The sequence below is a fragment of the Methylibium sp. genome, assembly GCF_035762065.1.
Lineage (GTDB): Bacteria > Pseudomonadota > Gammaproteobacteria > Burkholderiales > Burkholderiaceae_C > Methylibium.
Window position 1 is genome coordinate 49,158 of record NZ_DASTPW010000012.1, and the last position, 25,900, is coordinate 75,057.

The 25,900-nt window shown below is 72.3% G+C and carries 26 protein-coding genes; 12 read left to right on the plus strand and 14 right to left on the minus strand.

Features of this window, described 5'->3' with window-relative positions:
• The first annotated feature begins 176 nt into the window (after nucleotides 1–176).
• From VFR90_RS04390 to VFR90_RS04410, 5 genes are all read left to right on the plus strand, one after another.
• Nucleotides 177–3,623: a hybrid sensor histidine kinase/response regulator gene (locus VFR90_RS04390; RefSeq protein WP_326404823.1), complete on the plus strand. Its 3,447-nt coding sequence runs from the start codon at nucleotides 177–179 to the stop codon at nucleotides 3,621–3,623.
• Entirely contained in the window at nucleotides 3,620–4,453 is an 834-nt protein-coding gene (locus VFR90_RS04395) for a response regulator (RefSeq protein ID WP_326404824.1), read from the plus strand. Before VFR90_RS04390 ends, VFR90_RS04395 begins: the two co-directional genes overlap by 4 nt.
• A 110-nt stretch (nucleotides 4,454–4,563) precedes the next feature.
• A complete protein-coding gene (locus VFR90_RS04400; protein ID WP_326404826.1) occupies nucleotides 4,564–5,319 on the plus strand; it encodes an endonuclease/exonuclease/phosphatase family protein in 756 nt (251 codons plus the stop codon).
• A complete protein-coding gene (gene clsB, locus VFR90_RS04405) occupies nucleotides 5,316–6,608 on the plus strand; it encodes a cardiolipin synthase ClsB (RefSeq protein ID WP_326404827.1) in 1,293 nt (430 codons plus the stop codon). The genes VFR90_RS04400 and clsB overlap by 4 nt, the downstream gene beginning before the upstream one ends.
• The gene (locus tag VFR90_RS04410) at nucleotides 6,605–7,645 is read left to right on the plus strand and encodes a lysylphosphatidylglycerol synthase domain-containing protein (RefSeq protein ID WP_326404828.1); all 1,041 of its coding nucleotides are present in this window, start codon (nucleotides 6,605–6,607) and stop codon (nucleotides 7,643–7,645) included. The genes clsB and VFR90_RS04410 overlap by 4 nt, the downstream gene beginning before the upstream one ends.
• A 24-nt stretch (nucleotides 7,646–7,669) precedes the next feature.
• Here the strand turns inward: VFR90_RS04410 and bioF are convergent, their stop codons facing one another.
• From bioF to VFR90_RS04440, 6 genes are read right to left on the minus strand one after another with little or no spacing between them, the layout of a single operon-like run.
• Nucleotides 7,670–8,863 (minus strand): 8-amino-7-oxononanoate synthase, encoded by a 1,194-nt coding sequence (gene bioF / locus VFR90_RS04415; RefSeq protein ID WP_326404829.1) that lies wholly within the window; start codon nucleotides 8,861–8,863, stop codon nucleotides 7,670–7,672.
• A gap of 3 nt (nucleotides 8,864–8,866) precedes the next feature.
• Nucleotides 8,867–9,535, minus strand: a complete 669-nt coding sequence (gene bioD, locus VFR90_RS04420; RefSeq protein ID WP_326404830.1) for a dethiobiotin synthase — start codon at nucleotides 9,533–9,535, stop codon at nucleotides 8,867–8,869.
• Complete coding sequence (gene bioA, locus VFR90_RS04425; protein ID WP_326404831.1) at nucleotides 9,532–10,923, minus strand: adenosylmethionine--8-amino-7-oxononanoate transaminase; 1,392 nt, start codon at nucleotides 10,921–10,923, stop codon at nucleotides 9,532–9,534. Before bioA ends, bioD begins: the two co-directional genes overlap by 4 nt.
• Complete coding sequence (locus VFR90_RS04430; protein WP_326404832.1) at nucleotides 10,920–11,288, minus strand: 6-pyruvoyl trahydropterin synthase family protein; 369 nt, start codon at nucleotides 11,286–11,288, stop codon at nucleotides 10,920–10,922. The genes bioA and VFR90_RS04430 overlap by 4 nt, the downstream gene beginning before the upstream one ends.
• Before the next feature lie 21 nt (nucleotides 11,289–11,309).
• Nucleotides 11,310–11,945, minus strand: coding sequence for a 7-carboxy-7-deazaguanine synthase (queE, locus tag VFR90_RS04435; RefSeq protein ID WP_326404833.1), 636 nt, complete (start codon nucleotides 11,943–11,945; stop codon nucleotides 11,310–11,312).
• A gap of 14 nt (nucleotides 11,946–11,959) precedes the next feature.
• A complete protein-coding gene (locus tag VFR90_RS04440; protein ID WP_326404834.1) occupies nucleotides 11,960–12,244 on the minus strand; it encodes a hypothetical protein in 285 nt (94 codons plus the stop codon).
• A 150-nt stretch (nucleotides 12,245–12,394) separates the two neighbouring features.
• On the opposite strand from VFR90_RS04440, the gene hemA reads away from it, so the two are divergent.
• From hemA to VFR90_RS04470, 6 genes are all read left to right on the plus strand, one after another.
• Complete coding sequence (gene hemA, locus VFR90_RS04445; protein WP_326404835.1) at nucleotides 12,395–13,732, plus strand: glutamyl-tRNA reductase; 1,338 nt, start codon at nucleotides 12,395–12,397, stop codon at nucleotides 13,730–13,732.
• Nucleotides 13,733–13,798: 66 nt separating this feature from the next.
• Nucleotides 13,799–14,908 carry a peptide chain release factor 1 gene (prfA, locus tag VFR90_RS04450; RefSeq protein WP_326404836.1) on the plus strand — a complete coding sequence of 370 codons (1,110 nt, stop codon included), beginning with the start codon at nucleotides 13,799–13,801 and terminating at the stop codon, nucleotides 14,906–14,908.
• Nucleotides 14,905–15,732, plus strand: a complete 828-nt coding sequence (prmC, locus tag VFR90_RS04455; protein WP_326404837.1) for a peptide chain release factor N(5)-glutamine methyltransferase — start codon at nucleotides 14,905–14,907, stop codon at nucleotides 15,730–15,732. The genes prfA and prmC overlap by 4 nt, the downstream gene beginning before the upstream one ends.
• A gap of 138 nt (nucleotides 15,733–15,870) precedes the next feature.
• A complete protein-coding gene (locus VFR90_RS04460) occupies nucleotides 15,871–16,545 on the plus strand; it encodes a hypothetical protein (protein WP_326404839.1) in 675 nt (224 codons plus the stop codon).
• Nucleotides 16,546–16,639: 94 nt separating this feature from the next.
• A complete protein-coding gene (gene grxD / locus VFR90_RS04465; protein ID WP_326404840.1) occupies nucleotides 16,640–16,966 on the plus strand; it encodes a Grx4 family monothiol glutaredoxin in 327 nt (108 codons plus the stop codon).
• Between the two features lie 5 nt (nucleotides 16,967–16,971).
• Nucleotides 16,972–17,538: a UbiX family flavin prenyltransferase gene (locus tag VFR90_RS04470; RefSeq protein WP_326404841.1), complete on the plus strand. Its 567-nt coding sequence runs from the start codon at nucleotides 16,972–16,974 to the stop codon at nucleotides 17,536–17,538.
• A gap of 15 nt (nucleotides 17,539–17,553) precedes the next feature.
• Here the strand turns inward: VFR90_RS04470 and VFR90_RS04475 are convergent, their stop codons facing one another.
• The 3 genes from VFR90_RS04475 to VFR90_RS04485 are packed head-to-tail and all read right to left on the minus strand — an operon-like array spanning nucleotide 17,554 to nucleotide 21,092.
• Nucleotides 17,554–18,234, minus strand: a complete 681-nt coding sequence (locus tag VFR90_RS04475) for a lytic transglycosylase domain-containing protein (protein ID WP_326404843.1) — start codon at nucleotides 18,232–18,234, stop codon at nucleotides 17,554–17,556.
• Nucleotides 18,231–19,310 (minus strand): DUF418 domain-containing protein, encoded by a 1,080-nt coding sequence (locus tag VFR90_RS04480; RefSeq protein WP_326404845.1) that lies wholly within the window; start codon nucleotides 19,308–19,310, stop codon nucleotides 18,231–18,233. Before VFR90_RS04480 ends, VFR90_RS04475 begins: the two co-directional genes overlap by 4 nt.
• Nucleotides 19,311–19,337: 27 nt before the next feature.
• Nucleotides 19,338–21,092 carry a proline--tRNA ligase gene (locus VFR90_RS04485; RefSeq protein WP_326404846.1) on the minus strand — a complete coding sequence of 585 codons (1,755 nt, stop codon included), beginning with the start codon at nucleotides 21,090–21,092 and terminating at the stop codon, nucleotides 19,338–19,340.
• A gap of 146 nt (nucleotides 21,093–21,238) precedes the next feature.
• On the opposite strand from VFR90_RS04485, the gene VFR90_RS04490 reads away from it, so the two are divergent.
• Complete coding sequence (locus VFR90_RS04490) at nucleotides 21,239–21,823, plus strand: RNA pyrophosphohydrolase (protein ID WP_326404847.1); 585 nt, start codon at nucleotides 21,239–21,241, stop codon at nucleotides 21,821–21,823.
• 12 nt (nucleotides 21,824–21,835) lie between these two features.
• Here VFR90_RS04490 and VFR90_RS04495 read toward each other — a convergent pair whose 3' ends face one another.
• From VFR90_RS04495 to rplU, 5 genes are all read right to left on the minus strand, one after another.
• A complete protein-coding gene (locus VFR90_RS04495) occupies nucleotides 21,836–22,735 on the minus strand; it encodes a DMT family transporter (RefSeq protein ID WP_326404849.1) in 900 nt (299 codons plus the stop codon).
• Entirely contained in the window at nucleotides 22,735–23,856 is a 1,122-nt protein-coding gene (gene proB / locus VFR90_RS04500) for a glutamate 5-kinase (RefSeq protein ID WP_326404850.1), read from the minus strand. The genes VFR90_RS04495 and proB overlap by 1 nt, the downstream gene beginning before the upstream one ends.
• Nucleotides 23,857–23,866: 10 nt before the next feature.
• A complete protein-coding gene (gene cgtA / locus VFR90_RS04505; RefSeq protein WP_326404852.1) occupies nucleotides 23,867–24,958 on the minus strand; it encodes an Obg family GTPase CgtA in 1,092 nt (363 codons plus the stop codon).
• A gap of 82 nt (nucleotides 24,959–25,040) precedes the next feature.
• Entirely contained in the window at nucleotides 25,041–25,298 is a 258-nt protein-coding gene (gene rpmA, locus VFR90_RS04510) for a 50S ribosomal protein L27 (RefSeq protein WP_326404854.1), read from the minus strand.
• 18 nt (nucleotides 25,299–25,316) lie between these two features.
• Nucleotides 25,317–25,628: a 50S ribosomal protein L21 gene (gene rplU / locus VFR90_RS04515; protein ID WP_326404884.1), complete on the minus strand. Its 312-nt coding sequence runs from the start codon at nucleotides 25,626–25,628 to the stop codon at nucleotides 25,317–25,319.
• Nucleotides 25,629–25,900: the final 272 nt, after the last annotated feature.

The window sequence follows — 25,900 nt, forward strand, 5'->3', positions numbered from 1 at the left end:
TGAGCGTTGCGGGGGCATGGGGCACCAGCGGTGTGCGTGGTGTGCTTGGCATGGCCCCGATCGATGGCGCTCATCGTGCAAGCCGTGGGGCGCAGGCCGAATACGTCATTCGACGTAGCGACGCGCCGGGATCGCTTCTTGCAAAAACGCCAGCGCTGCCACGGCCGAGGAACCGCGTGTCGTCCATCGCTCCGCAAAAGATCTTCCGCATCCGCCGCGACTACAACGGCTGGGTCGCGAACGAGACGATGGAGGACTACGCGCTGCGCTACACGCCGCGGCACTTCCGCAAGTGGAGCGAGTTCCGCGTCGCGAACACCGCGTTCGGCGCGACCTCCTTCCTCGCGCTCGAGGCGATCGGCGGCGCGATCGCGCTGAGCTACGGCTTCGCGAACGCGCTGTGGGCGATCCTCGTCGTCGGGCTCGTCACCTTCCTCACCGGCCTGCCGATCAGCTACCACGCCGCGCGGCACGGGCTCGACATGGACCTGCTCACCCGCGGCGCCGGCTTCGGCTACCTCGGCTCGACGCTGACCTCGCTGATCTACGCGAGCTTCACCTTCATCTTCTTCGCGCTCGAGGCGGCCATCCTCGGCACCGCGATCGAGCTCGTCACCGGCTGGCCGATCGCGGCGTGCTACCTGGTGGCCTCGCTCGGTGTGATCCCGCTGGTGATGCACGGCATCACGCTGATCTCGCGGCTGCAGCTGTGGACGCAGCCGCTGTGGATCGTGCTGTGCATCGCGCCGTACGCGGCGGTGTGGGCGATCGATCCGGGCAAGTACGCCGAGTTCTCGACGCTCGCCGGCCGCGTCTCGGGCAGCGCCGGCTTCGACGGCCTGATGTTCGGCGCCGCGGCGACCGTGGCCTTCTCGCTGGTCGTGCAGATCGGCGAGCAGGTCGACTACCTGCGCTTCCTGCCGGAGAAGACGCGCGCGAACCGCTGGCGCTGGTGGGGCGCGGTGCTGGTCGCCGGGCCGGGCTGGATCGTGCCGGGCATGCTGAAGATGCTGGGCGGCGCCTTCCTCGCCTTCCTCGTGCTGCAGCAGCAGATGCCGGCGGACAAGGCCGTCGAGCCGATGCAGATGTACCTGGCCGGCTATGCCTACCTGTTCGACGACCCGGCCTGGGTGCTGGGCGCGGCGGCGCTGTTCGTCGTGGTCTCGCAGGTCAAGATCAACCTCACCAACGCCTACGCCGGCTCGCTCGCCTGGAGCAACTTCTTCGCGCGGCTGACGCACAGCCACCCCGGCCGCGTCGTCTGGCTGGTGTTCAACGTGGTGATCGCGGTGCTGCTGATGACGCTGGGCGTGTTCGAGGCCCTGGAGCGCGTGCTCGGCCTCTACAGCAACGTCGCGATCGCCTGGGTCGGCGCGCTGGTGGCCGACCTGGTCATCAACAAGCCGCTGGGCTGGAGCCCGAAGGCGATCGAGTTCCGGCGCGCCTACCTCTACGACCTGAACCCGGTGGGCCTGGGCGCGACCGGCATCGCGACCGCGCTCTCGATCGCGGCCTATGCCGGCGCGATGGGCGAGGCCGCGCAGGCCTACGCGCCCTTCATCGCGCTGTTCACCGCGATGGCCGCGGCGCCGGCGATCGCCTGGGCGACCCGCGGGCGCTACTACCTCGCACGCAAGGACGAAGGCACCTGGAAGCCGGGCGCCTGGGTGCGCTGCGCGGTGTGCGAGAACCGCTTCGAGTCCGAGGACATGGCCGGCTGCCCGGCCTACGGCGCGCCGATCTGCTCGCTGTGCTGCACCCTCGAGTCGCGCTGCCACGACCGCTGCAAGCCCGAGGCGCGCGCCGCCGAGCAGGTGCGCGCCGCGCTCGGCCGGCTGCTGCCGCCGCGGGTCTCGGCGCTGGTCGACCTGCGCGTCGCGCACTACCTGGTGGTCGCGGTGTCCTTGATCGCGTTGCTCGCCGGCACGCTCGGCGTCGTCTACGACCAGCAGGCGCTGCACGACGCGGTGCTCCACGCCGGAGCGCCGGACGTCGATGCGCGCTCGGCGCTGCGCACGGCGTTCTGGCAGGCCTTCGCGCTGCTGTCGCTGGGCATCGCGGTGGGCGCGTGGTGGATCGTGCTCGGCAGCGAGAGCCGGCGCATGGCCGAGGCCGAGTCGAGCCGCCACAACCGGCTGCTCGCCGAGGAGATCGAGGCGCACCGCCGCACCGATGCCGCGCTGCAGACCGCGAAGGATCTCGCCGAGGCCGCGAACCAGGCCAAGACGCGCTACGTCACCGGCATCACCCACGAGCTGCGCACGCCGCTGAACGGCATCCTCGGCTACGCGCAGATCCTGCTGAAGGACGAGCAGGTCCGCGGCGAGCGGCGCGCCGCGGTCGCGACCATCCATCGCAGCGGCGAGCACCTGCACGGGCTGATCGACGGCCTGCTCGACCTCGCGCGCATCGAAGCCGGCAAGCTGCGGCTGGACATCGCGCCGCTCGCGATGCCGGAGTTCGTCGACGACCTGGTGCGCATGGTCGCGCCGCAGGCCGAGGCGAAAGGCCTCGCGTTCGCGGTGGAGACGGCCGGGCGCATGCCGCGCTTCGTGCGTGCCGACGCGAAGCGGCTGCGGCAGATCCTGCTGAACCTGCTCGGCAACGCGGTGCGCTTCACCGAGCGCGGGCGCATCGTGCTGCACATCGACCACACCCGCGAGGTGGCGCGCTTCTCCGTGGTGGACACCGGCATCGGCATCGCCGAACAGGACCTGGAGCGCATCTTCCTGCCCTTCGAGCGCGGCGCCGCGGGCCGCCGCACCGGCGAGCCGGGCACCGGCCTCGGCCTCACGATCACCCGGCTGCTGACGCAGCTGATGGGCGGCGAGCTCACCGTGCACAGCGAGCCCGGCGCGGGCAGCCGCTTCACCGTGCGGCTCTACCTCAGCGAGACCGCCGAGCCGCCGGCCGGCCCGCACGGGCTGCTGAAGCGGCCGGTCACCGGCTACCTCGGCGCGCGCCGCACGCTGCTGGTGGTGGACGACCAGCCCATCCAGCGCCAGATGCTCGCCGGCCTGCTGCTGCCGCTGGGCTTTCGCATCCGCGAGGCGGCCAGCGGGCCGGAGTGCATCGAAAGCGTGCTCGAGCAGCCGCCGGACGCGGTGCTGCTCGACATCGCGATGGGCGGCACGGACGACATGAACGGCTGGGCCACCGCGCGCCGCATCCGCGAGCACGGCTTCGTCGGCATGCCGATCGTCATGGTCTCGGCCAGCGCCTTCGAGAACCAGGAGGACAAGCTCGCCGACGCGGGCGCGCAGGCCTTCGTGGACAAGCCGGTGATCGAGTCGGCGCTGCTCGCGGTGCTGCAGCGCCAGCTCGAACTCGAATGGATCGCCGAGCTGCCGATGCCCGGCTGGCGCGACGGCGGCGCGGCGCTCGCGAGCGCCGCGGCACCGGCGCTGCCGGCCGAGTCGGCGCGCACGCTGCTGAAGCTCGCGCGGCTCGGCCACGCGCAGGGGCTGCGCGACGCGCTCGATGCGCAGGCCCGCGCGCATCCGGCCGCCGCCGCGGGCCTGGCGCCGTTGCGCGGGCTCGTCGAAGCCTTCGCGTGGCCCGAGCTGATCGACGCGCTGCAGCGCGCGCTCGAAGCCGCGCCCGACGAGGAGACCGCCGGATGAGCGACGTCGTGCTGCTCGTCGACGACGCCGCGCACACGCTCGGCGCGCTGTGCCGCGAGCTGGAGTCCGAGGGCTACACGGTGCTGGTCGCGCCCAGCGGCGAGGCGGCGCTCGAGCGGCTCGAATGGGTCGGCCCCGACGCGATCCTGCTCGACGCGCGCATGCCCGGCCTCGACGGTTTCGAGACCTGCCGCCGCATCAAGGCCGAGCCGGCCTGGGCGCACGTGCCGGTGATCTTCATGACCGGCCTGTCGGAGACGCCGCACATCGTCGAGGGCTTCGCGGCCGGCGGCGTCGACTACGTCGTCAAGCCGGTGCGCGCCGCCGAGGTGCTGGCGCGCCTGGCGACGCACGTGCGCAACGCGCGCGCCACGCGGCTGGCGCGCGAGGCGCTCGACATCGGCGGCCACGGGCTCGTCGTCGTCGATGCGCACGGGCGGCTGGCGTGGCAGTCGCCCCGGGCGCGCGCGTGGCTAGCGCAGCCGGGCGCCGCGGCGATCGACTGGAGCGCGGCCGGCGCCGAGGCCGACACGCGGCGGCTCGGCGCGCGCGTCGCGCGCCGGCTCGGCAGCGTCGGCTTCGGCGAGACGATGTGGCTGCTCACCGAGCCCGGCCCGCCGGCCGCCGCCGACGCGCGGCTCGCCGCGCTGACGCCGCGCGAGGCCGAGGTGCTGAGCTGGATCGCCAAGGGCAAGACGAACCGCGACGTGGCCGAAATCCTCGGCATGAGCCCGCGCACGGTGAACAAGCACCTGGAGCACGTGTTCGAGAAGCTGGGCGTCGAGACGCGCACCGCGGCCGTCGCGCTCGCGACGCGCCAGGGCGGCTGACCGGGCGAAAAGCCGGCATCCGCCGACAGCCGTGTCGGACTGGCCCTACGGCCGGCCGGCGCCGCGTGTCGCAAGCTCGCCGCTCCTGGCCCGTGCCGACCGAACTCGACATGTCCCCGCTGCGCGTCCTCACCGTCAACATCCACAAGGGCTTCGGCTTCCTCAACCGCCGCTACACGCTCGCGCACCTGCGCGAGGCGGTGCGCAGCACTGCGGCCGACCTCGTCTTCCTGCAGGAGGTGATGGGCGCGCACGAGCGTCACGCCAAGCGGGTGAACGGCTGGGAAGCGACGCCCCACCACGAATACCTCGCCGACGCGCTCTGGGGCCAGTTCGCCTACGGCCGCAACGCCGTCTACCCGAACGGCGACCACCACGGCAACGCGCTGCTGTCGAAGTACCCGATCCTTCGCCACGAGAACCGCGACGTCTCGATCGCCGGGCGCGACGGCGAGAAGCGCGGCCTGCTCCATTGCGTGCTCGACGTGCCCGGCGCGCGCCAGGCGGTGCATGCGGTGTGCGTGCACCTCGGCCTCGGCGAGGCGCAGCGCAAGCAGCAGCTCGATCTGATGTGCCACATGGTGTCGATCGAGGTGCCGCCCGACGCGGCGCTGGTGATCGCCGGCGACTTCAACGACTGGCGCGTGCGAGCGCACCGCATCCTCGCGCGCTGCGCCGGCCTCGTCGACGTGCACCGCCACGCGCACGGCCGCAGCGCGCGCACCTTCCCGGCCCGCTGGCCGCTGCTGCCGCTCGACCGCATCTACGTTCGCAACGTCGAATCGCACCGGCCGATCGCGCTGCCGCCGAAGGCCTGGGCCCACCTTTCGGACCATGCGCCGCTGGCGGCGGAGGTGACGCTGTGAGCAGCCGCTGGCGGGACGGCAACCGCTTCGAGTTGCTGGAGAACGGCGAGGCCTTCTTCCCGGCGGTGTTCGCCGCGATCGGCCAGGCGCGCGAGGAGGTGCTGATCGAGACCTTCATCCTGTTCGAGGACAAGGTGGGCCTCGAGCTGCACGCGGTGCTGATCGCGGCCGCGCGCCGCGGCGTCAAGGTGCATCTCACGGTCGACGGCTGGGGCTCGCACGACCTGAGCGCTGGCTTCGTCCACGCGCTCACCGAGGCCGGCGTCGCCTTCCACGTCTTCGATCCGATCTGGCGCGTGCTCGGCCGCAGCCTGAACAGCCTGCGGCGCATGCACCGCAAGATCGTCGTGATCGACGGCCGGCTCGCCTTCGTCGGCGGCATCAACTACTCGGCCGACCACCTTGGCGACTACGGCCCGCAGGCCAAGCAGGACTACGCGGTCGAGTGCCGCGGGCCGATCGTGGGCGACATCCACCGCTTCGTGCGCGCGGTGCTGCGCCTGCCCGACGAAGCGGGCGCGCCGCCGCAGCGGCGCTGGCGCCGCCGTGCCGACGCGCCGGAGGCCGCGCTGCCGCCGGCCGGTGAAGCGAAGGCGCTGTTCGTCACCCGCGACAACCACCGCCACCGCACCGACATCGAACGCCACTACCGCGCGGCGATCCGCGCGGCGCGCCGCGAGATCACGATCGCCAACGCCTACTTCTTCCCGGGCTGGCGACTGCTGCGGGAGCTGCGCGCAGCCGCGCGCCGCGGCGTGCGCGTCAACCTGATCCTGCAGGGCGAACCCGACATGCCGATCGTCAAGTTCGGCGCCCGCTCGCTCTACGAACACCTGCTGCGCGCCGGCGTGCGCATCCACGAATACTGCGAGCGGCCGCTGCACGGCAAGGTCGCGTGGATCGACGATCAATGGGCGACCTTCGGATCGAGCAACCTCGATCCGCTCAGCCTGTCGCTCAACCTGGAAGCCAACGTCGTCGTGCGCGACGCGGCCTTCGTCGCGAACCTGCGCGAGCGGCTCGACCGGCTGATGCGCGACAGCTGCAAGGAGATCCGCGCCGACCCGAAGCGCAAGGCCTCGTTCGTCAAGATGCTGCTCGGCGTCGTCGCCTTCCACCTCGTGCGCCGCTTCCCGGCCTGGGCGCTGCGGCTGCCGGCGCACAAGCCGACGATCGCCTCGATGCCGGAGGGCGTCGTGCGCGAGCCCGGCGAGCCGCCGCCGCCCGAGCCCACGCCCGCGCTGCGCAACGGCGCCGAGCGCGCAGCGACGACGGAGCACGCCGCATGAAGGCCGCGCAGGCGCCGAAGCGGCGCGGTGCCGGCCTGACGCGCCGGCCCTGGTGGCCGGCGGCGAAGCGCACGCTGCTCGTCGCCTTCTTCGCGCTCGTCGGCTGGCTGCTCTACGAGCAGGCGCGCGAGATCGAGTGGTCGCAGGTCGGCGCGACGCTCGCGCGCTACCCGTGGACCACGCTCGCGCTCGCCGCCGCGCTGGCCGCCGCGAGCCACGCGATCTACAGCGGCTTCGACCTGATCGGCAAGCACTGGACCGGCCACACCCTGCCCGTGCGCCAGGTGGTGCCGGTCACCTTCGTCAGCTATGCGTTCAACTTGAACCTCGGCTCGCTGGTCGGCGGCATCGCGTTCCGCTACCGCCTCTATGCGCGACTGGGCCTGGACAACGCGACCACCACGCGCGTGCTCGCCGCGAGCCTGGTGACCAACTGGCTGGGCTACCTGGCGCTGGCCGGCGTGGTGTTCGCGCTCGGCATCGTCACGCCGCCCGAAGGCTGGAAGATCGGTGCGCTGGCGCTGCGCGGGCTCGGCGCGGGGCTCTTGTTCGTGGCGCTGGCCTACCTGCTGCTGTGCGCCTTCTCGAAGCGGCGCGAATGGAGCGTGCGCGGGCACAGCTTCGAGCTGCCGCCGCTGCGGCTCGCGCTGCTGCAGTTCGGGGTGTCGACGCTGAACTGGAGCCTGATCGCGGGCGTGGTGTTCGTGCTGCTGGGCCAGCGCATCGACTACCCGGTGGTGCTGGGCGTGCTGCTGCTCGCGGCGGTGGCCGGCGTCGTGGCGCACATCCCGGCGGGGCTCGGCGTGCTGGAGGCGGTGTTCGTCGCGCTGCTCGGCGGCCAGATCGCGAAGCCGGAGCTGCTGGCGGCCTTGATCGCCTACCGCGCGATCTACTACCTGGCGCCGCTGGCGATCGCGATCGTCGTCTACCTGCGGCTCGAGGCGGGGGCGAAGAAGAGCCGGCAGGCGAACCAGGCGGGCGGCAAGCGGCGGCGAGCGCCGGACTCGCCGGCCCGCCCCGCTTCGGCGCGCGGCTGAGCGCGCCGCACGGGCTTGCCGGGCTCAGCCCGACCGCTGCGCCGCCGCGTGCAGCGCGGCGCACAGCCGGTCGACGTCGGCCGCTTCGTGCAGCGCCGACAGCGAGATCCGCAGCCGCGCGCTGCCCGCCGGAACCGTCGGCGGGCGGATCGCCGGCACCCACAGGCCTTGCGCGTCGAGCGCGCGCATCACCGCGAGCACCTGCTCGTTGCTGCCGACGATCAGCGGCTGGATCGCGCAGGCCGAGGCCGGCGCGGCCCAGGGCAGCGCGCCAAGGCCGCGTGCGAGGCGCTCGCGCAGCTCGACCAGCCGCGCGCGCCGCCAGTCGTCGTGCTCGATCAGCGGCAGGCTGGCGCGCAGCGCCTCGGTGAGCATCGGCGGCGCGCCGGTCGCGAAGAAGTAGGGCCGCGCGCGGTTGGCGAGCCAGTCGATCACCGGCGCGGCGGCGGCGACGAAGGCGCCCGCGACCCCGGCGGCCTTGCCGAGCGTGGCCATGTAGACGAGCCGCCGCGCGCACGCCGCGAGGTCGAGCCCCGCATGCGCCACGCTGCCGCGGCCGCCGGCGCCGAGCACGCCGAAGCCGTGCGCGTCGTCGATGTAGAGCCAGGCGTCGTGGCGCTCGCACAGCGCGAGCAGCGCGGCCAGCGGCGCGAGATCGCCGTCCATGCCGAAGACGGCATCGACGGCGATCCAGCGGCGCCGCGCGGCGCTCGCGTTCTGCAGCGCCGCCTCGATCGCGCCCACGTCCTGGTGCGGCACGACGACGACCTCGGCGCGCGAGAGCCGCGCGCCGTCGATCAGGCTGGCGTGATTCAGCGCGTCGCAGACGAGCACGTCGCCGCGGCCCGCGAGCGCCGGCAGCGCGCCGGTGTTCGCCGCATAGCCGGAGGTGAAGTACAGCGCCGCCGGCAGGCCGACGAAGCGCGCGAGCTCGTCCTCGAGCGCGGCCTGCGAGGGCCCGTGGCCGCAGATCAGCGGCGAGGCGGTCGAGCCGCTGCCGTAGCGCCGCGCGCCGCGCGCCGCGGCCTCGGCCAGCGCCGGGTGCGCGGCGAGCCCGAGGTAGTCGTTGCTCGCGAACGCGAGGCGCGGCTGGCCGTCGAGCCGCAGCGTCGCGCCGGCGTCGGCCGGGCCGGGCTCGGCGATGCGCCGGGTGCGGCGCGCGTGCCCGGCTTCGAGCGCGTCGAGTTCGGCGGCGAAGGCGGCGGCGAGCTCGCTCACGGCTCAGTCGGGCAGCCGCTCGAAGCGCAGCTCGCGCGGCGCCAGCGCCGGCGCCCAGGGCCAGTCGGCCAGCCTCGGTGCCGGCAGCTGCTCGGCGAGGTAGGCGAGGTTCTCGTCCTGCGCGGGCATCGAGGGATCGAGCCGGTTCGCGACCCAGCCGGCCAGCCGCAGGCCGCGCGCGCGGATCGCGTCGCGCGTCAGCAGCGCGTGGTTCAGGCAGCCGAGCCGCAGGCCCACGACCAGCACGATCGGCAGGCCGAGCGCCTGCGCGAGATCGCCGCCGTCCTCGCGCGCCGACAGCGGCACGAGAAAGCCGCCGGCACCTTCGACGACGACCGCATCGGCCTCGGCCGCGAGCGTTCGCTGCGCCCGCACGATCGTGCCGAGATCGATCTCGACACCCACCTGAGCCGCCGCGACATGCGGTGACGCCGCCAGCGGCAAGGCGTAGGGGTTCAGCCGCTCGCGGGGCACCGGCTGCGTGCCGGCGGCGGCGAGCGCGAGCACGTCCTCGTTGTCGCCGTTCGCATCGAGCCCCGCCGCCACCGGCTTCATGCCGACGCAGCGCGCATGGCGCGCTCGCAGCGCATGCAGCAACGCGACCGCGCAGCGGCTCTTGCCGACGCCGGTGTCGGTGCCGGTGACGAACCAGCCGCGCGCCGGCTCGCTCATCGCAGCGAGACGCTCCAGCCGCTCGCTTGCGCCGTCACCGCTTCGAGCGCCGCGAGCGCGCCTTCGGCGAGCTGCTCGAGCGCCGCGTCGTCGCACACGTACGGCGGCATGAAGTACAGCGTGTCGCCGATCGGCCGCAGCAGCAGCCCCTGCTCGCGCGCGGCGAAGTGGTAGGCGCCGGCGAAGCCGTCGAGGCCACGGCTGTCGATGTCCCAGGCCCACAGCATCCCGAGCTGGCGCCGGCCGCGCACGCGCGGGTGCTCGTCGAGCGGCCGGGTCAGCGCGTTCAGCGTCTCGGTGCTGCGGCGGTTGCGCTCGAAGACGGGCTCGCCTTCCAGGCCCTGCTCGAACAGGTCGAGCACCGCCAGCGCCGCGCGGCAAGCGAGCGGGTTGCCGGTGTAGGAATGCGAGTGCAGGAAGCCGCGCACGCCGCGGTCGTCGTAGAAGCGCTCGTAGACCGCGTCGCTGCTCAGCACGACCGACAGCGGCAGCGTGCCGCCGGTCAGGCCCTTCGACAGACAGACGAGGTCCGGCACGATCCCCGCCTGCTGGTGCGCGAACAGCGTGCCGGTGCGGCCGAAGCCGACCGCGATCTCGTCGCAGATCAGGTGCACCTGGTGGCGCCGGCAGATCTGCCGCACGAGTTTCAGGTAGTGCGCGTCGTGCATGCCGAAGCCGGCGGCGCACTGCACCAGCGGCTCGACGATCAGCGCGGCGGTGCGGTCCTCGTGTTCGGCGAGGTAGCGCTCCAGCGCCTGCGCGCAGCGCTCGGCCTGCGCCCGCGGGTCCTCGCCCGCGAGCGCGTGGCGGGTGTCCGGCGAGGGCAGCACCGCAGCCAGCCGCAGCAGCGGCGCGTAGGCCTCGCGGAACAGGCGGATGTCGGTGACGGCCAGCGCGCCGATGGTTTCGCCGTGGTAGCCGCCTTGCAGGCCGACGAATTCGCACTTGGCCGGCTTGCCGGCGTTGCGCCAGGCGTGCGCGCTCATCTTCAAGGCGATCTCGGTGGCCGAGGCGCCGTCGCTCGCGAAGAAGGCGTGGCCGAGACCGGTAAGCTCGCCGAGCCGCTCGGCGAGCCGCACCACGGGCTCGTGCGTCAGGCCGGCGAGCATCACGTGGTCGAGCGTGGCGAGCTGGTCCTCGATCGCGCCGCGGATCGCCGGATGGCCGTGGCCGAACAGGTTGACCCACCAGGAGCTGACCGCGTCGAGGTAGCGGCGGCCGTCGGTGCCGACGAGCCACGGCCCCTCGGCCGACGCGATCGGCAGCAGCGGCTCGGTCTCGAGCCGCTTCATCTGCGTGCACGGATGCCAGACGGCGCGCCGGCTGCGCTCGGCGAGGTCGTCGGCCGTCGTCATGCTCGGCGGGTGCAGCGCTCGCCGCTGCGTCATGGACGAAAGCAGCAGCGGTCGCCGCTGCTCAGCCGCTCGACGCTGACCTCGGCCACCTGCGGCACGGCAGGCGCGATCGCCCGGTGGATGAAGACGCACAGGTTCTCGAGCGTCGGGACGTCCAGGCCGGGCACCTCGTCGAGGAAGTGGTGGTCGAGCCGCTCGCGCACTTCGGCGATCGCGGCACGCAGCGTCGCGAGGTCGATCACCATGCCGCTCGCCGCATCGGCTTCGCCGCGCACCGTGACGCGCGCGGTGTAGGTGTGCCCGTGCACGCGCCGGCTGCCGTCGGCCTCGTTGCGCTCGACCGCGCGCTTCAGCGTGTGCGCCGACTCGAAATAGAAGGACTGGCTCAGCTCAAACATCGCTTTGCGCGCGGGTGGGTGTCATCGGATCCCGAGCATCTTGTGGGTTTGCAGGCTCAGCTGCCAGCGGGGATGCGCGAGGCACCACTGCACCGCGAAGGCGGTGTTCTCGGCCAGGCGCGGGCCGTCCATCGGCTGCACGCGGCGCTGGCCGAAGTCGAGCGCCTCGAGCGCCTCGAGGTCAATGCCTTCCTGTGGCACCACGACCTTCAGCTCGTCGCCGCTGCGCTGCTTCAGCGCGGCGCCGGCCTTCGGGCTGACGCACAGCCAGTCGATGCCGGCCGGCGCTTCGAGCGTGCCGTTGGTCTCGACCGCAATTTCGAAGCCTTCGGCATGCAGCGCGTCGATCAGCGGCGCATCGAGCTGCAGCAGCGGCTCGCCGCCGGTGATCACGACGAAACGTGTGCCGTCGTCGCCGGCCGGCCCCTGCGAGGCGATGTGCGCGGCGAGCCGCGCGGCCGTCTCGAAGCGCCCGCCGCCGATGCCGTCGGTGCCGACGAACTCGGTGTCGCAGAAGCGGCACACCGCCGCGGCACGGTCGGCCTCGCGCCCGCTCCACAGGTTGCAGCCGGCGAAGCGACAGAACACCGCGGGCCGCCCCGCGTGCCGGCCTTCGCCCTGGAGCGTGTAGAAGACTTCCTTGACGCTGTAGCTCATCGCCGGGCTCCGCTTCAGCTCCGCAGCAGCGCGCCGCGCCCGGCCCAGGCGAGGCCCGCGGCGCAGCCCGCGAGCATCGCGAGGTAGACGGCGATCGCGCCGTCGCGGCCGCTGAAGGCGACGCCGGCGACTTGCGCGGCAAGCGCGCCCGCCGTGCCTCCCGAGGCCAGACGCAGCCAGCCGGACGAGGCGAGCCGGCGCGGCCAGGCCGCCTTCGCGAGCGCGGCCGCGAGAGCGGCGAACAGCAGCGGCATTAGCGCGAAGTTCAACAGGTGGAGGAGGGCGTCGAGCGGGGACACGGAGCGATGCGGCAAGGAACGGACCGCGGCCGAGGGCCAGGGCACGGCGGGCGCCGAGGGCGATTGCGAGGCACCGGTCGCCGGGCCCGCGGGCCGCGATGCGGCAGCGCACAAGCGCGAAAAAGAAGCCGCATTTTATGATCCGGCCCCATGTCGGTCTTCGCCCTGGGCCTGAACCACACGACCGCGCCGCTCGATCTGCGCGGTCGTTTCGCGTTCACGCTCGACCAGCTCGCGCCGACGCTGCAGAGCTTTCGCGAGCGGCTGCACGGTGCGCCGGCCGGTCCGGCGCCGATCGCCGCCGAGGCGGCGATCCTGTCCACCTGCAACCGTACCGAGCTCTACGTCGCCGCCGAGCCCCAGCTGGTGCGCCCGGCGATGGAATGGCTGGCCGGGGTGGGCGGCGTCGGCGCGACGACGCTCTCGGACCACAGCTACGTGCTCGAGAACGCCACCGCCGCGCGGCACGCCTTCCGTGTCGCCAGCGGGCTCGACTCGATGGTGCTCGGCGAGCCGCAGATCCTCGGCCAGATGAAGCAGGCGGTGCGCGAGGCCGATGCCGCCGGCACGCTGGGCAGCACGCTGCACCAGCTGTTCCAGCGCAGCTTCGCGGTCGCGAAGGAGGTGCGCAGCGCCACCGAGATCGGCTCGCACTCGGTCAGCATGGCCGCGGCGGCGGTGCGGCTCGCGTCGCAGCTGTTCGAGGACCTGCGCGAGATCCGCGTGCTGTTCGTCGGTGCCGGCGAAATGATCGAGCTGGCCGCGACGCACTTCGCCGCGCGCAGCCCGCGCGCGATGGCGATCGCCAACCGCAGCCTCGAACGCGGGGAGGTGCTGGCGGCGCGCCTCGCGGCCGGCGGCGCGCCGGTCGAGGCGATCCGCCTGACCGAGCTGCCGCAGCGGCTGCACGAGTTCGACGCGGTGGTGTCGTGCACCGCGAGCTCGTTGCCGCTGATCGGGCTGGGCGCCGTCGAGCGCGCCTTGAAGCTGCGCCGACACCGGCCGATGTTCATGGTCGATCTGGCGGTGCCGCGCGACATCGAGCCCGAAGTCGCTCGGCTCGACGACGTCTACCTCTACACCGTCGACGACCTCTCCGCGATCGTCGCGACCGGCGGCGAGAAGCGCCAGGCCGCGGTCGCGCAGGCCGAGGCGATCGTCGATGCCGGCGTGCAGAGCTTCGTGCACTGGCTGGGCCAGCGCGGCACCGTGCCGCTGCTGCAGGCGCTGCAGGCGCAGGCCGACAGCTGGCGCGAGCACGAACTGGCGCGCGCTCGCAAGCAGCTCGCGCGCGGCGAGAACGTCGATGCGGTGCTCGAGGCGCTGTCGCGCGGCCTCGCGCAGAAGATGCTGCACGGCGCCTTCGCCGAGCTGCAGGGCGCCGAGCCCGAGCGGCGCGGCGAGGTGGCAGCGACGGTCTCGCGGTTGTTCCTGCGCCGCGCCGCGCAGTCCGACGCGCCGGCCACCCGCGGCGACCCGTCGCTCTAGCGACGCTTACCCGTTCGCCGCGCGTGCCGCGTGTCGCGGCATGCGAACGCTTCCTTCCCCGGCCCGATGAAACCCGCCCTGCGCCAGCAACTCGCCCGCTACCGCGAGCGCCTCGCCGAACTCGACAGCCTGCTCGCCGACCCCGCGGTGATGCGCGACGGCCCCGGTTTTCGGGCGCTGAGCCGCGAGCACGTCGAGGTAGCCGGTGTCGTCGAGCGGGCCGATCGGCACGCGCGACGCGAAGCGGATCTGCACTCCGCCGAGGAGCTGGCGCGCGACCCCGAGATGGCCGGGCTGGCGGCCGACGAGATCGTGAGCGCGTCCGCCGAACTCGAACGCCTCGAAGCCGAACTCCAGCGCCTGCTGCTGCCGCGCGATGCGGACGACGCGCGCGCCGCCTTCGTCGAGATCCGCGCCGGCACGGGCGGCGACGAGTCGGCGCTGTTCGCCGGCGACCTGGTGCGCATGTACACGCGCTACGCCGAGGCGCAGGGCTGGCGCGTCGAGCTGCTGTCGGCCAGCGACAGCGAACTCGGCGGCTACAAGGACGCGGTGCTGCGCATCGACGGCGCCGCGCGCGAGGACGCGCCGGCCGCGGGCATCTACGGGCACCTGAAGTTCGAGTCCGGCGGCCACCGCGTGCAGCGCGTCCCGGCCACCGAGACGCAGGGGCGCATCCACACCAGCGCCTGCACCGTCGCGGTGTTCGCCGAGCCCGACGAGGCCGAGGAAGTCACGCTGAACCCGGCCGAGCTGCGCATCGACACCTTCCGCGCCAGCGGCGCCGGCGGCCAGCACATCAACAAGACCGACTCGGCGGTGCGCGTGACGCATCTGCCCACGGGGCTCGTCGCCGAGTGCCAGGACGACCGCTCGCAGCACCGAAACAAGGCCCGGGCGCTCGCGGTGCTGGCCGCGCGCCTGCGCGACAAGGACAAGCTCGAGCGCCAGGCGAAGGAAGCGGCCGAGCGCCGCAGCCTGATCGGCAGCGGCGACCGCAGCGACCGCATCCGCACCTACAACTTCCCGCAGGGGCGGCTCACCGACCACCGCATCAACCTGACGCTCTACCAGCTGGGCGCGGTGATGGACGGCGAGCTGGGCCCGGTCGTGCAGGCGCTGATCGCGGCGCGCGAGGCGCAGCTGCTCGCGGCGCTGGAGATCGGCGACCGATGAGCGTGCTGCGGGTGGACGCGGCCCTGGCCGAGGCGCGCCGGCAGGGGCTGGAACGGCACGAGGCGCAGGCGCTGCTGGGGGCCGCGCTCGGCGTGCCGCGCAGCTGGCTGCTGGCGCACGGCGACGCGGTGCTCGATGAAGCGCAGGCCGCGCGCTGCGCCGAATGGCTCGCGCGTTTCGCCGGCGGCGAGCCGCTGGCCTACCTGCGCGGCCGGCAGGAGTTCCACGGCCTCGAGCTTGCGGTGAGCCCGGCGGTGCTGGTGCCGCGGCCCGACACCGAGACGCTGGTCGATTGGGCGCTCGAGGCGATCGCGACCCGCCCGGCCGCGGTGCTGGACCTCGGCACCGGCAGCGGCGCGATCGCGCTGGCGATCGCCCGGCGCGCGCCGGCCGCGCAGCTCGTCGCGGTCGATGCCAGCGCCGACGCGCTGGCCGTCGCGCGCGCCAACGGCGCCGCGCTGGGCTTCGCGGTCGCATGGCGGCTCGGCTCGTGGTTCGACGCGCTGGCCGGCGAGCCGCGGCGGCGCTTCGACGTGATCGTCTCGAACCCGCCGTACATCGCCGAAGCCGACCCGCATCTCGCCGCGCTGCAACACGAGCCGGCGCTGGCACTGGTCGCCGGGCCCGACGGCCTGGACGCCCTGCGGCTGATCACCGCGCAGGCCGCGCCGCACCTGCAACCCGGCGGCCGGCTGCTGCTGGAGCACGGCCACGACCAGGCCGCGGCGGTCGCCGGACTGCTGCAGGCGGCCGGCTTCACGGGCATCGAGACCCGCCGCGATCTCGCCGGCCGGCCGCGCTGCACCGGCGGGCGCTTCGCCTGAGCGTGCAACACGTCGCATGCGGACACAGCGGGTGTGGTCGAGCAACAACCTCGCGCCCCTGTCGCTGCCGCGACTGCCTACGATGCCCCTCAGGCTTGCAGCGCCGTCTTCGCGGCGCGCCGTGTTCGGGAGGCTGCCATGGCTGATGTCCCCGCTTCGCGTCGTTCGATCCCGCTTCGCGACGGCCTGCGCCGCTTCGTCGCGAGCCTGCCGCTGCTGATCGCCGCCGCGTGGCTCGCCGGCGCCGCCGCCGCGGCACGCGCCGACGGGCTGGCCGCCGGCAGCGGCGACATCGCCCGCGGCTGGCAGGGCCGCGTCGATCGCAGCGACGCCGGCGACCGCGCCAGCGCCCGCTTCGGCGAAAGCTGGTCGTCGCGCAGCAGCCTGAGCCTGTTCGGCGACTACTACTTCGGCCGCGGCGGACTCGACGCGCCGGGCTTGTCCAGCGGCTTTCGCGCGACCGGCGGGCTGTTCGTCGGGCCGCGCAGCGGGCTCGGCCTGTCGGCTTCGGGCTTGTCGGCGCTGGGCTCGTCGGGCCGCGCGGGGCGTGGCTTCGGCCTCGCGCTGCCGGCGGCGCCGGCGGCGTCCGGCGATGTGCCGGACGCATCGTCGGTGCCCTATGTCGGCGTGGGCTATTCGGGCCTGAAGGCGCTGCGTGCGACCGGCGGCGGCTGGGCCTTCAGCGCCGACGTCGGCGTGATGGCGCTGCAGCCGCGCTCGGCGGTGCGCTTCGGCGCGCAGCCGGCCGCCGAGGCGCTGCGCGAGCTGCAGTTCAGCCCCTTGCTGCAGGTGGGCGCGGCGTACTCGTTCTGAGCGGCGTCGCGCCGGGGGCTTGCCTCGGGGGCGACCCGGGCGGCGCGGCCTTGCCGTATAACCGCCGCTCGCCTTCCACCGAACGGGCCGCCCCATGACAGACGCCACCACCCAAGACGTTCAGCAGCGCATCGACCAGCTGGTCAAATCCAAGCGCGTCGTCCTCTTCATGAAGGGCACCGCGCAGTTCCCGATGTGCGGCTTCTCGGGCCGCGCGATCCAGATCCTGAAAGCCAACGGCGTCGCCGATTTCGCGACCGTCAACGTGCTCGAGGACGAGGCGATCCGCCAGGGCATCAAGCAGTACGCCAACTGGCCGACGATCCCGCAGCTGTACGTCGATGGCGAGTTCGTCGGCGGCTCGGACATCATGATGGAGATGCACCAGGCCGGCGAGTTGCAGAACCTGTTGAAGGCTTGAAGCGCGTGGGCGCGTCGCGCCTGGTCGTCGGCCTGACCGGCGCGAGCGGCGCGATCTACGGCACGCGGCTGCTGCAACGCGCGAAGGCGCTCGGCGCCGAGACGCACCTGGTCGCGACGCCGGCCGGCGTGCTCAATGCGCACCACGAACTCGGGCTCGACCGGTCCGCGCTCGAGGCGCTGGCCGACCATGCGCATGCGCCGGGCGACGTCGGCGCCTGCATCGCGAGCGGCAGCTTCGACGCGGCGGCGATGGCGGTCGCGCCCTGCTCGATGAAGACGCTGGCCGCGATCGCCCACGGCTACGGCGACAACCTGCTGACCCGCGCGGCCGACGTGACGCTGAAGGAGCGCCGCCGCCTCGTGCTGCTGGTGCGCGAGACGCCGTTCAACCTGGCGCACCTGCGCAACATGACCGCAGTGACCGAGATGGGCGGCATCGTCTTTCCGCCGCTGCCGGCCTTCTACAACCGGCCGGCGAGCATCGACGAGATGGTCGACGACACCGTCGAGCGGGCGCTTGCGCTGCTGGGTCTGGAAGGCGCGCGGCCGCGTGCCTGGCAGGGGCTCTGACGCGGCTGGCGTGCGTCAGGCCGGCGGCTTGATGGGCTCGCCGTCCTTGAACTGCCAGCGCCGCCGCGACGCGAACACCGCGTTCGGATACTCGGCCTTGCCGCGGCTGCCGTTGTAGCGGCCGAGCGCGAGGAAGAGATCGCCGCGCTCGATGTCGAGGTAGTGGCGCAGGATCACGCAGCCGAAGCGCAGGTTGGTCTGCAGGTGGAACAGCCGGCTCGCGTCGGCCACGTTGCTGTCGCGGCCGATCGTGCGGATCCAGAACGGCATCACCTGCATGTAGCCGCGCGCGCCGACGCTCGAGATCGCGTACTTGCGAAAACCGCTCTCGACTTCGATCAAGCCGAGCACGAGGTCGGTCGCGAGCCCCGCGCGGCCGCATTCGTACCAGAGCGTCTGCAGGAACTCGATGCGCGCGGGGTGCTCGGCCTTGCGCCGGCGCAGCCGCTGGCTCATCTCGCCGAGCCAGCGCAGGTGGGCAAGGCGCGCCTCGGTGCTCGCGAACTCGTTGCGCGGCGGCGCGTCCTGGGCGATGGCGGCGGACATCGCGGTACGCACCGAGTCGGCCAGCGGCTCCTCGATCTGCCTGCCGGCATGCGCGCATGGCGCGTTGCACGCCAGCGGCAGGCCCAGCGCCACGCCCAGCAGCCGGCGGCGTCGCGGGCTCTTCGGCGAAAACGGCAGGAGCGCGCTCATGCGCGAGCCAGCCAGCTTTCGAGCGGCCAGCGCTCGCCGCGCCGCGCCGCCGCGCGTGCGAACGCAACCAGCGCCGCCCACGCCGCGAGCGCGCCGACCAGCAGCAGCCCGGTCGGCGGCCGCAAGCCGAGGCCGACGTTGCCGAGCAGCAGCGCGCCCACCAGCGAACTGGCGAGGTAGATCGACAGCGCCAGCGGTCCTGCCGGCGCCAGTGCGGCGAGCAGCCGCGCGCGGCCGGCTTGCCACCGGATCGCAGCACGCGCCACCAGACCGACCAGCAGCAGCGGCCCGAGCACGTCGACCAGCGGCGCTGCATCGAAGCCCGATCGCGGGGCGGAGCCCGCCGGCACATGGACCGCCGCGGCCCAGCACAGGTTGCCCAGCAAACCGAGCGGCAGCGCCCACGCGGCGACCCGCGCGAGGCTCGGGCGCCAGCGGCGATGCCGCAGCAGCCGCAGCCGGCCGGCCACGAAGCCCGCGAGCATCAGTGCCAGCGTCTGCGGCAGGTAGAAGACCGCGTTGACCAGGCTCAAGCCGTAGTAGCCGGCGTTGTGCAGCACGGCCTGCAGCCGATCGGCCGGCGCAGGCGCGGCCGCCGGCGGCATCGGGCCCAGGCTCATCAGCACGACGAGCAGCAGCAAGGCCAGCGCCGCCAGCCCGATCAGCAGCCGGCGCAGCGAGCGCAGCCGCCAGCGCGAGCAGGCAAGCAGCAGCAGACCGCCGACGGCGTAGATCGTCAGCACGTCGCCCCAGTAGACGAACAGCCCGTGCACGACGCCGATGCCGAGCAGCCGCAGCATGCGCCGCCGCCGGTGCGCGAGCGCGTCGGCCCGTTCGGCGGCGCCGTGCCCGCGGCTCGTGCGCGCGAGCGCGAAGCTGTAGCCGAAGACGAAGGCCAGCAGCGGATAGCCCTTGGCTTGGAACAGCGCGGCGACGATGAAGGCCGCCGCCTGCGCGAGCGGATCGTCGGCCGGGAAGGGCGGCACCAGCGGGCCGGACGCGAAGGCCGTCGAGTAGCTGCCGAGGTTGACGACGAACACCGGCGCGAGCGCGGCGACCCGCAGGGCGTCGATCAAGGGTTCGCGAGCCAATGCCGCGCGGGTTCAGGCCGGCACGCGCGCGAGCCGCTCGCGCAGCGCCGCGCCGACGGCATCGAAGGCGAGCTTGACCGGCGCCGTCTCGCTGCGACCCTGCAGCTCGAGCTGGCCTTCCTTCAAGCCGCGCTCGGAAATCACGACGCGCTGCGGCACGCCGATCAGCTCCCAGTCCGCGAACATTGCGCCGGGTCGTTCGCCGCGGTCGTCGAGGATCGCGTCGATGCCGAGCGCGAGCAATTGCGCATGCAGCGCGTCGGCGCGTTCGCGCACCTCGGCCGAACGCTCGTAGCCGATCGCGCAGATCACCGCCTCGAAGGGCGCGATCGCGGCCGGCCAGACGATGCCGCGGGCGTCGTGGCCCTGCTCGATCGCGGCGCCGAGGATGCGGGTGACGCCGATGCCGTAGCAGCCCATCTCCATCGGCTGCGGCTTGCCGGTCTCGTCGAGGTAGTTGGCGTTCATCGCGACGCTGTACTTCGTGCCGAGGTAGAACACGTGGCCGACCTCGATGCCGCGCTGGATCGCGAGCACGCCCTGGCCGTCGGGCGAGGGATCGCCGGCGACGGCGTTGCGCAGGTCGGCGACCAGCTCCGGCTCGGGGAGATCGCGGCCCCAGTTGACGCCGGTGTAGTGAAAGCCGGCATCGTTGGCGCCGCAAACGAAGTCGCTCATGTTCGCGACGGTGCGGTCGGCGATCACCCTGACCGGCTCGGGCGTGCCGATCGGGCCCAGGTAGCCGGGCTTGGTGCCGAAGTGGCCTTCGATCTCGGCCACGGTCGCGAAGCGGAAACCCGCTTTCAGACCAGGCAGCTTGCCGACCTTGACCTCGTTCATGTCGTGATCGCCGCGCAGCAGCAGCAGCCAGATCGTCGCGCCGGTGATGTCGCCGCGCTCGTCGCGTTCGTCGGTCGCGAGCACCAGCGACTTCACCGTGCGCTCGAGCGGCAGGCCCAGGAACGCCGCGACGTCGGCACAGGTGCTTTTGCCGGGCGTCGGCGTCTTCGCGAGCGGCTCGCCGGGCGCCACGCGCTGCGCGAGCAGCGACACCGATTCGGCCAGCTCCATGTTGGCCGCGTAGTCGCTGGTCGGGCAGTAGACGAGGGCGTCCTCGCCGGTGTCGGCGATCACGTGGAACTCCTGCGAAAGGTCGCCGCCGATCGCGCCGCTGTCGGCGGCGACCGCGCGGTAATGCAGGCCGAGGCGGTCGAAGATGCGCTTGTAGGCGTCGAACATCGCCTGGTAGCTCTTCGCAGCGCCGGCCGCGTCGCGGTCGAAGGAGTAGGCGTCCTTCATCGTGAACTCGCGCCCGCGCATCAAGCCGAAGCGCGGCCGGCGCTCGTCGCGGAACTTCGTCTGGATGTGATAGAAGTTTTTCGGCAGCTGCTTGTAGCTGCGCAGCTCCTGGCGCGCGATGTCGGTGACGACTTCCTCGCTCGTGGGCTGGATCACGAAGTCGCGTTCGTGGCGGTCCTTCACACGCAGCAGCTCGGGGCCCATCTTCTCGAAGCGGCCGCTTTCCTGCCAGAGCTCGGCCGGCTGCACGACGGGCATCAGGAGCTCGACGGCGCCGGCGCGATCCATCTCCTCGCGGATCACCGCTTCGACCTTGCGGATCACCCGCAGACCCATCGGCATGTAGTTGTAAATGCCCGCGCCGAGCCGCTTGATGAGGCCGGCGCGCAGCATCAGCTTGTGGCTCACGACCTCGGCATCGGCCGGCGCTTCCTTGAGCGTGGAGACGAAGAACTGGGACGCTTTCATGTCGCGATGTCGCTGGGGCGACGCGAGCGGCGGCGCCGTGCAGGGCGGGAGGGGGGCGGTGCATGCCCGTCGATCAGGGCAGCCGAGGCTTGCGTGGTGCAGGCCCGGTGGAATAATAAATTCAAGACTTGATTCGAGGTTTCATCATGCTCGACCGTGAAGGCTTCAGGCCGAACGTCGGCATCGTGCTGCTCAATGTGCGCAACCAGGTCTTCTGGGGCAAGCGCATCAGAAGTCACTCCTGGCAGTTCCCCCAGGGCGGCATCAAACACGGCGAGACGCCCGAGCAGGCGATGTACCGCGAGCTGCAGGAAGAAGTGGGGCTGCTGCCCGAGCACGTGCGCATCCTCGCGCGCACCCGCGACTGGCTGCGCTACGAGGTCCCCGATCACTTCATCCGCCGCGAGGCGCGCGGTCATTACCGCGGCCAGAAGCAGATCTGGTTCCTGCTGCAGCTGACGGGCCGCGACTGCGACATGAACCTGCGTGCGAGCGACCACCCCGAGTTCGACGCCTGGCGCTGGAACGAGTACTGGGTGCCGCTCGACGTGGTGATCGAGTTCAAGCGGGACGTCTACCAGATGGCGCTGACCGAGCTCGCTCGCTTCCTGCCGCGCATGCATCACCACAACCGCTACCTGCGCTCGGGCGTGCGCATGCAAAAGCGCGACGATTGGCAGGCACCACCGCCCGAGGGGAGCGAGCCGGCTGCGCCCGGCACAGGGCGTTGAGCGAGGCCGACGTCACGTGCGGCGGTTCAGCAGCGTCAGGCCGACCACGATGGCGCCCAGCCCGACCAGCAGCTTCGGCCCCAGGCTTTCGCCGAGCAGAACGGCCGCGAAGGCGGTCCCGAACACCGGCGTGAGCACGACGAAGCCCTGCACCTTGGTCGCCGGGTAGCGCGTCAGCAGCCAGAACCACAGCAGGTAGCTCGCGAAGGTGACGATCACCGCCTGGTAGGCGAGCGAGCCGATCGCTAGCGCGCTCCACGACGCGGGCCAGGTGCTGTCGGTCGCCCAGGCCGCCAACGGCGACAGCAGCGACGCGACGATCAACTGGTAGGCCAGCGTCGTCTCGGCCGGGGCGCGGCGCAACACGCTGAGCCGGATCGTGATCGTCGTCGCGCCCCACAGCGCTGCGGCGAGGACGATCAGCGCATCGCCGAGCCACGGCCAGCGTGAAGCCTGCGCGGCCTGCGCAGGCGGCTCGACGAAGGCGTAGGCGACGCCGGCGAACGCGACGACGAGCCCCAGCGCCTGCAGCGGCTTCAACCGCTCCGCCGGCAGCACGGCGGCCAGCACCGCGGCGACGACGAAGGGCGAGGTGTTGATGAACACCACCGAGCGCGCGGCCGTCGTGTACTGCAGCCCGAAGAAGATCAGGCCGAACTCGACGGCGAACAGCAGGCCCGCGAGCAGGCCGGGTGCGAGCGTGCCGTCGCGCAGCGGCAGCCCGATGCCGCGCCAGCGCATCCAGCCGAGCAGCAGCACGCAGGCGACGACGCTGCGGATCGACAGCTGCACGAAAGCCGGCACTTCGGGCAGCGCCGCCTTGATCGACACCTGGTTCAAGCCCCACAGCGCGCAGCAGCCGACGAGGCAGACGATCGCGAGCGCGTCCAGCCGCGTCGTCTCGCCGGGCATCAGCGCAGCACCAGGTTGGTCCGGTGGATCATCTCCGGCTCGTTGCAGAAGCCGAGCAGCGCCTCGATCTGCGACGACGGCTTGCGCGCGATGCGGCGCGCCTCGCCGCTGGCGTAGTTGGCCAGGCCGCGCGCCAGCTCGGAGCCGGCGGCGTCGAGCACCGCGATCACGTCGCCGCGCGCGAACTCGCCGCGCACTTCGACCATCCCGATCGGCAGCAGGCTCTTGCCTTCATCGCGCAACTTCACGACGGCGCCGGCATCGACGACGACCGCGCCGCGCAGCATCAGGTGATCGACCATCCATTGCTTGCGCGCCGCCAGCTTCGCGGTGCCGGCGACGAGCCGGGTGCCGATGGCCTCACCGCGCGCGAGGCGCAGCAGCACGTCGGCCTCGCGGCCCCATGCGATCACGGTCGAGGCGCCGCTGCTGGCCGCACGCTTCGCGGCGAGCACCTTGGTCAGCATGCCGCCGCGGCCGAGCGCGGACCCGGTGCCGCCGGCCATCGCTTCCAGCGTGGCGTCGCCGGCGCGCGCCTCGTGCACGAACTGCGCGTTCGCGTCCTTGCGCGGGTCGGCGGTGTAAAGGCCGGGCTGGTCGGTCAGGATCACCAGAGCGTCCGCGTCGACGAGGTTCGCGACCAGCGCTCCGAGCGTGTCGTTGTCGCCGAACTTGATCTCGTCGTTGACGACGGTGTCGTTCTCGTTGATGACCGGGATGACCTTCAACGCCAGCAGCGTGAGCAGCGTCGAACGCGCATTGAGGTAGCGCTCGCGGTCGGCCAGGTCGGCGTGCGTCAGCAGCACCTGCGCGCTGCCGACGCCGTGCTCGGACAACTTGCTTTCGTACATCTGCGCGAGGCCCATCTGCCCGACGGCAGCGGCGGCTTGCAACTCGTGCAGTTGGTGCGGGCGCACCGACCAGCCGAGACGCTTCATGCCTTCGGCGATCGCGCCGCTCGAGACCATCACCAGCTCGCGCCCTTCGGTGGCGAGCGCTGCGAGCTGGCGGCACCAGTTGCCGATCGCGACCGGATCGACGCCCCGGCCCTCGTTCGTCACCAGGCTCGAGCCGACCTTGACGACGATGCGGCGCGCGCTGCGCAACCAGTCCAAAGCCATCGCCGCGGCTTCAGCGAAAGCGCGGATCGTCGGACGCCGGCGCGGCGGGCGCCGCGTCGTCGGCGAAGCGCACGTCCGGCTCCACATGCCGCGTCTGGAAGCTCGCGACGTGCCGGTGCACCGCCTGCACCAGCGCCTCGCAGCCCTCGCGCGTCAGTGCCGAAATCTCGAACACCGGCCCCTTCCACTTGTAGCGCTTGACGAAGTCGCGGACGCGCTCGGCGCGTTCGTCGGCCGGGACCATGTCGAGCTTGTTGAGCACCAGCCAGCGCGGCTTGCCGTGCAGTTCGGAGTCGTACTTCTTCAACTCGGCGACGATGGCGTGTGCGTGCCGGACCGGGTCGCTGCCGTCGAAGGGCGCGAGATCGACGAGATGCAGCAGCAGCCGCGTGCGTTGCAGGTGGCGCAGGAAGCGATGCCCGAGCCCCGCCCCGTCGGCCGCGCCCTCGATCAGCCCGGGCACGTCGGCGACGACGAAGCTCTGCTCAGGCCCGACGCGCACGACGCCAAGGTTCGGATGCAGCGTGGTGAACGGGTAGTCGGCGATGCGCGGCCGAGCGTTCGAAATCGCGGTGATCAGCGTGGACTTGCCGGCGTTGGGCATGCCGAGCAAGCCGACGTCGGCGAGCACGCGCAGCTCGAGCTTCAGCCGCTTGTGCTCCCCAGGCCAGCCGGGCGTCTTCTGGCGCGGCGCGCGGTTGGTACTCGTCTTGTAGTGGAGATTGCCGAAACCGCCGTCGCCGCCTTTGGCGAGCAGGATGCGTTCGCCGGCGGTCATGAGCTCCGCAACCAGTTCGTCGGTCTCGGCGTCGCGAATGATGGTGCCGACCGGCATGCGCAGCACGATGTCGTCGGCGGCGGCGCCGTACTGGTCGGAGCCGCGACCGTGCTCCCCGTGCCTGGCCTCATGGCGTCGCGTGAAGCGGAAATCGACCAGCGTGTTGAGATTGCGATCGGCCTCGGCCCACACGTGGCCGCCGCGGCCGCCGTCGCCTCCGTTGGGGCCGCCGAACGGAATGAACTTTTCTCGCCGAAAGCTCGCGCAGCCGTTGCCACCGCTGCCCGAAATCACGTCAATGACGGCTTCGTCGACGAACTTCATCGCGGCAGATTGGGGCGTTGCAGGTCTTGTAATTGAAAAAGCCCCGGCGGGCCGGGGCTTCGACGGCGCCGCGGGGCGGGGCTTAAGCCGCGCTCACGCTGACCGTCTTGCGCTTCTGCGGGCCTTTGACGGCGAAATTCACCTCGCCATCAACCAAGGCAAACAGGGTGTGGTCACGGCCGACTGCCACGTTGGTGCCGGGATGGAACCGGGTACCGCGCTGGCGCACAATGATCGAACCAGCCGAGACCACCTGTCCGCCGTACACCTTGACGCCAAGCATCTTCGGTTGCGAGTCGCGGCCGTTGCGCGTCGAGCCGCCGCCCTTTTTCTGTGCCATGGGAAATGCTCCTTCCGATCAGCCGTTGACCGCGTCGATCCGCAGTTCGGTGTAGCCCTGGCGATGGCCCTGGCGCTTCTGGTAGTGCTTGCGGCGGCGCATCTTGAAGATGCGGACCTTGTCATGCCGATCGTGCTTGACCACCGTGGCGCTGACGCTCGCGCCAGCCACCAACGGCGCGCCGAGCTTCAATTCGGCGCCCGCACCGACGGCCAGCACATGGTCGAGCGTCACGACGGCGCCCACTTCAGCCGACAGCAGCTCGACCTGGATCGTCTCGCCGGCCATCACCTTGTATTGCTTGCCGCCCGTTTGAACCAATGCGTACATAAGGCCACCTCGCGTGCCGTCGCGGCACTTCGTCTCGTCGGGAATTTCGTCGGCAGGCGTGGCGCCCAAGAAGCAGGCAGGCCTATCGCGAAAAGCCGAGGACTGTAGCACAGGGCCCAGAGCGGTCGGCGTCGCAGGAGGTCCGCAGTGCCATGGGCCGCGGGCAAGCAAATCCGCGTCCCTATAATTTTTCACGTAGCAAGCCGTCCGACCCTCCTCAGAACCTCCGCGTGAGCACCGAACCCTGGTCGCCGCTGGCTTCGCTGGCGCTG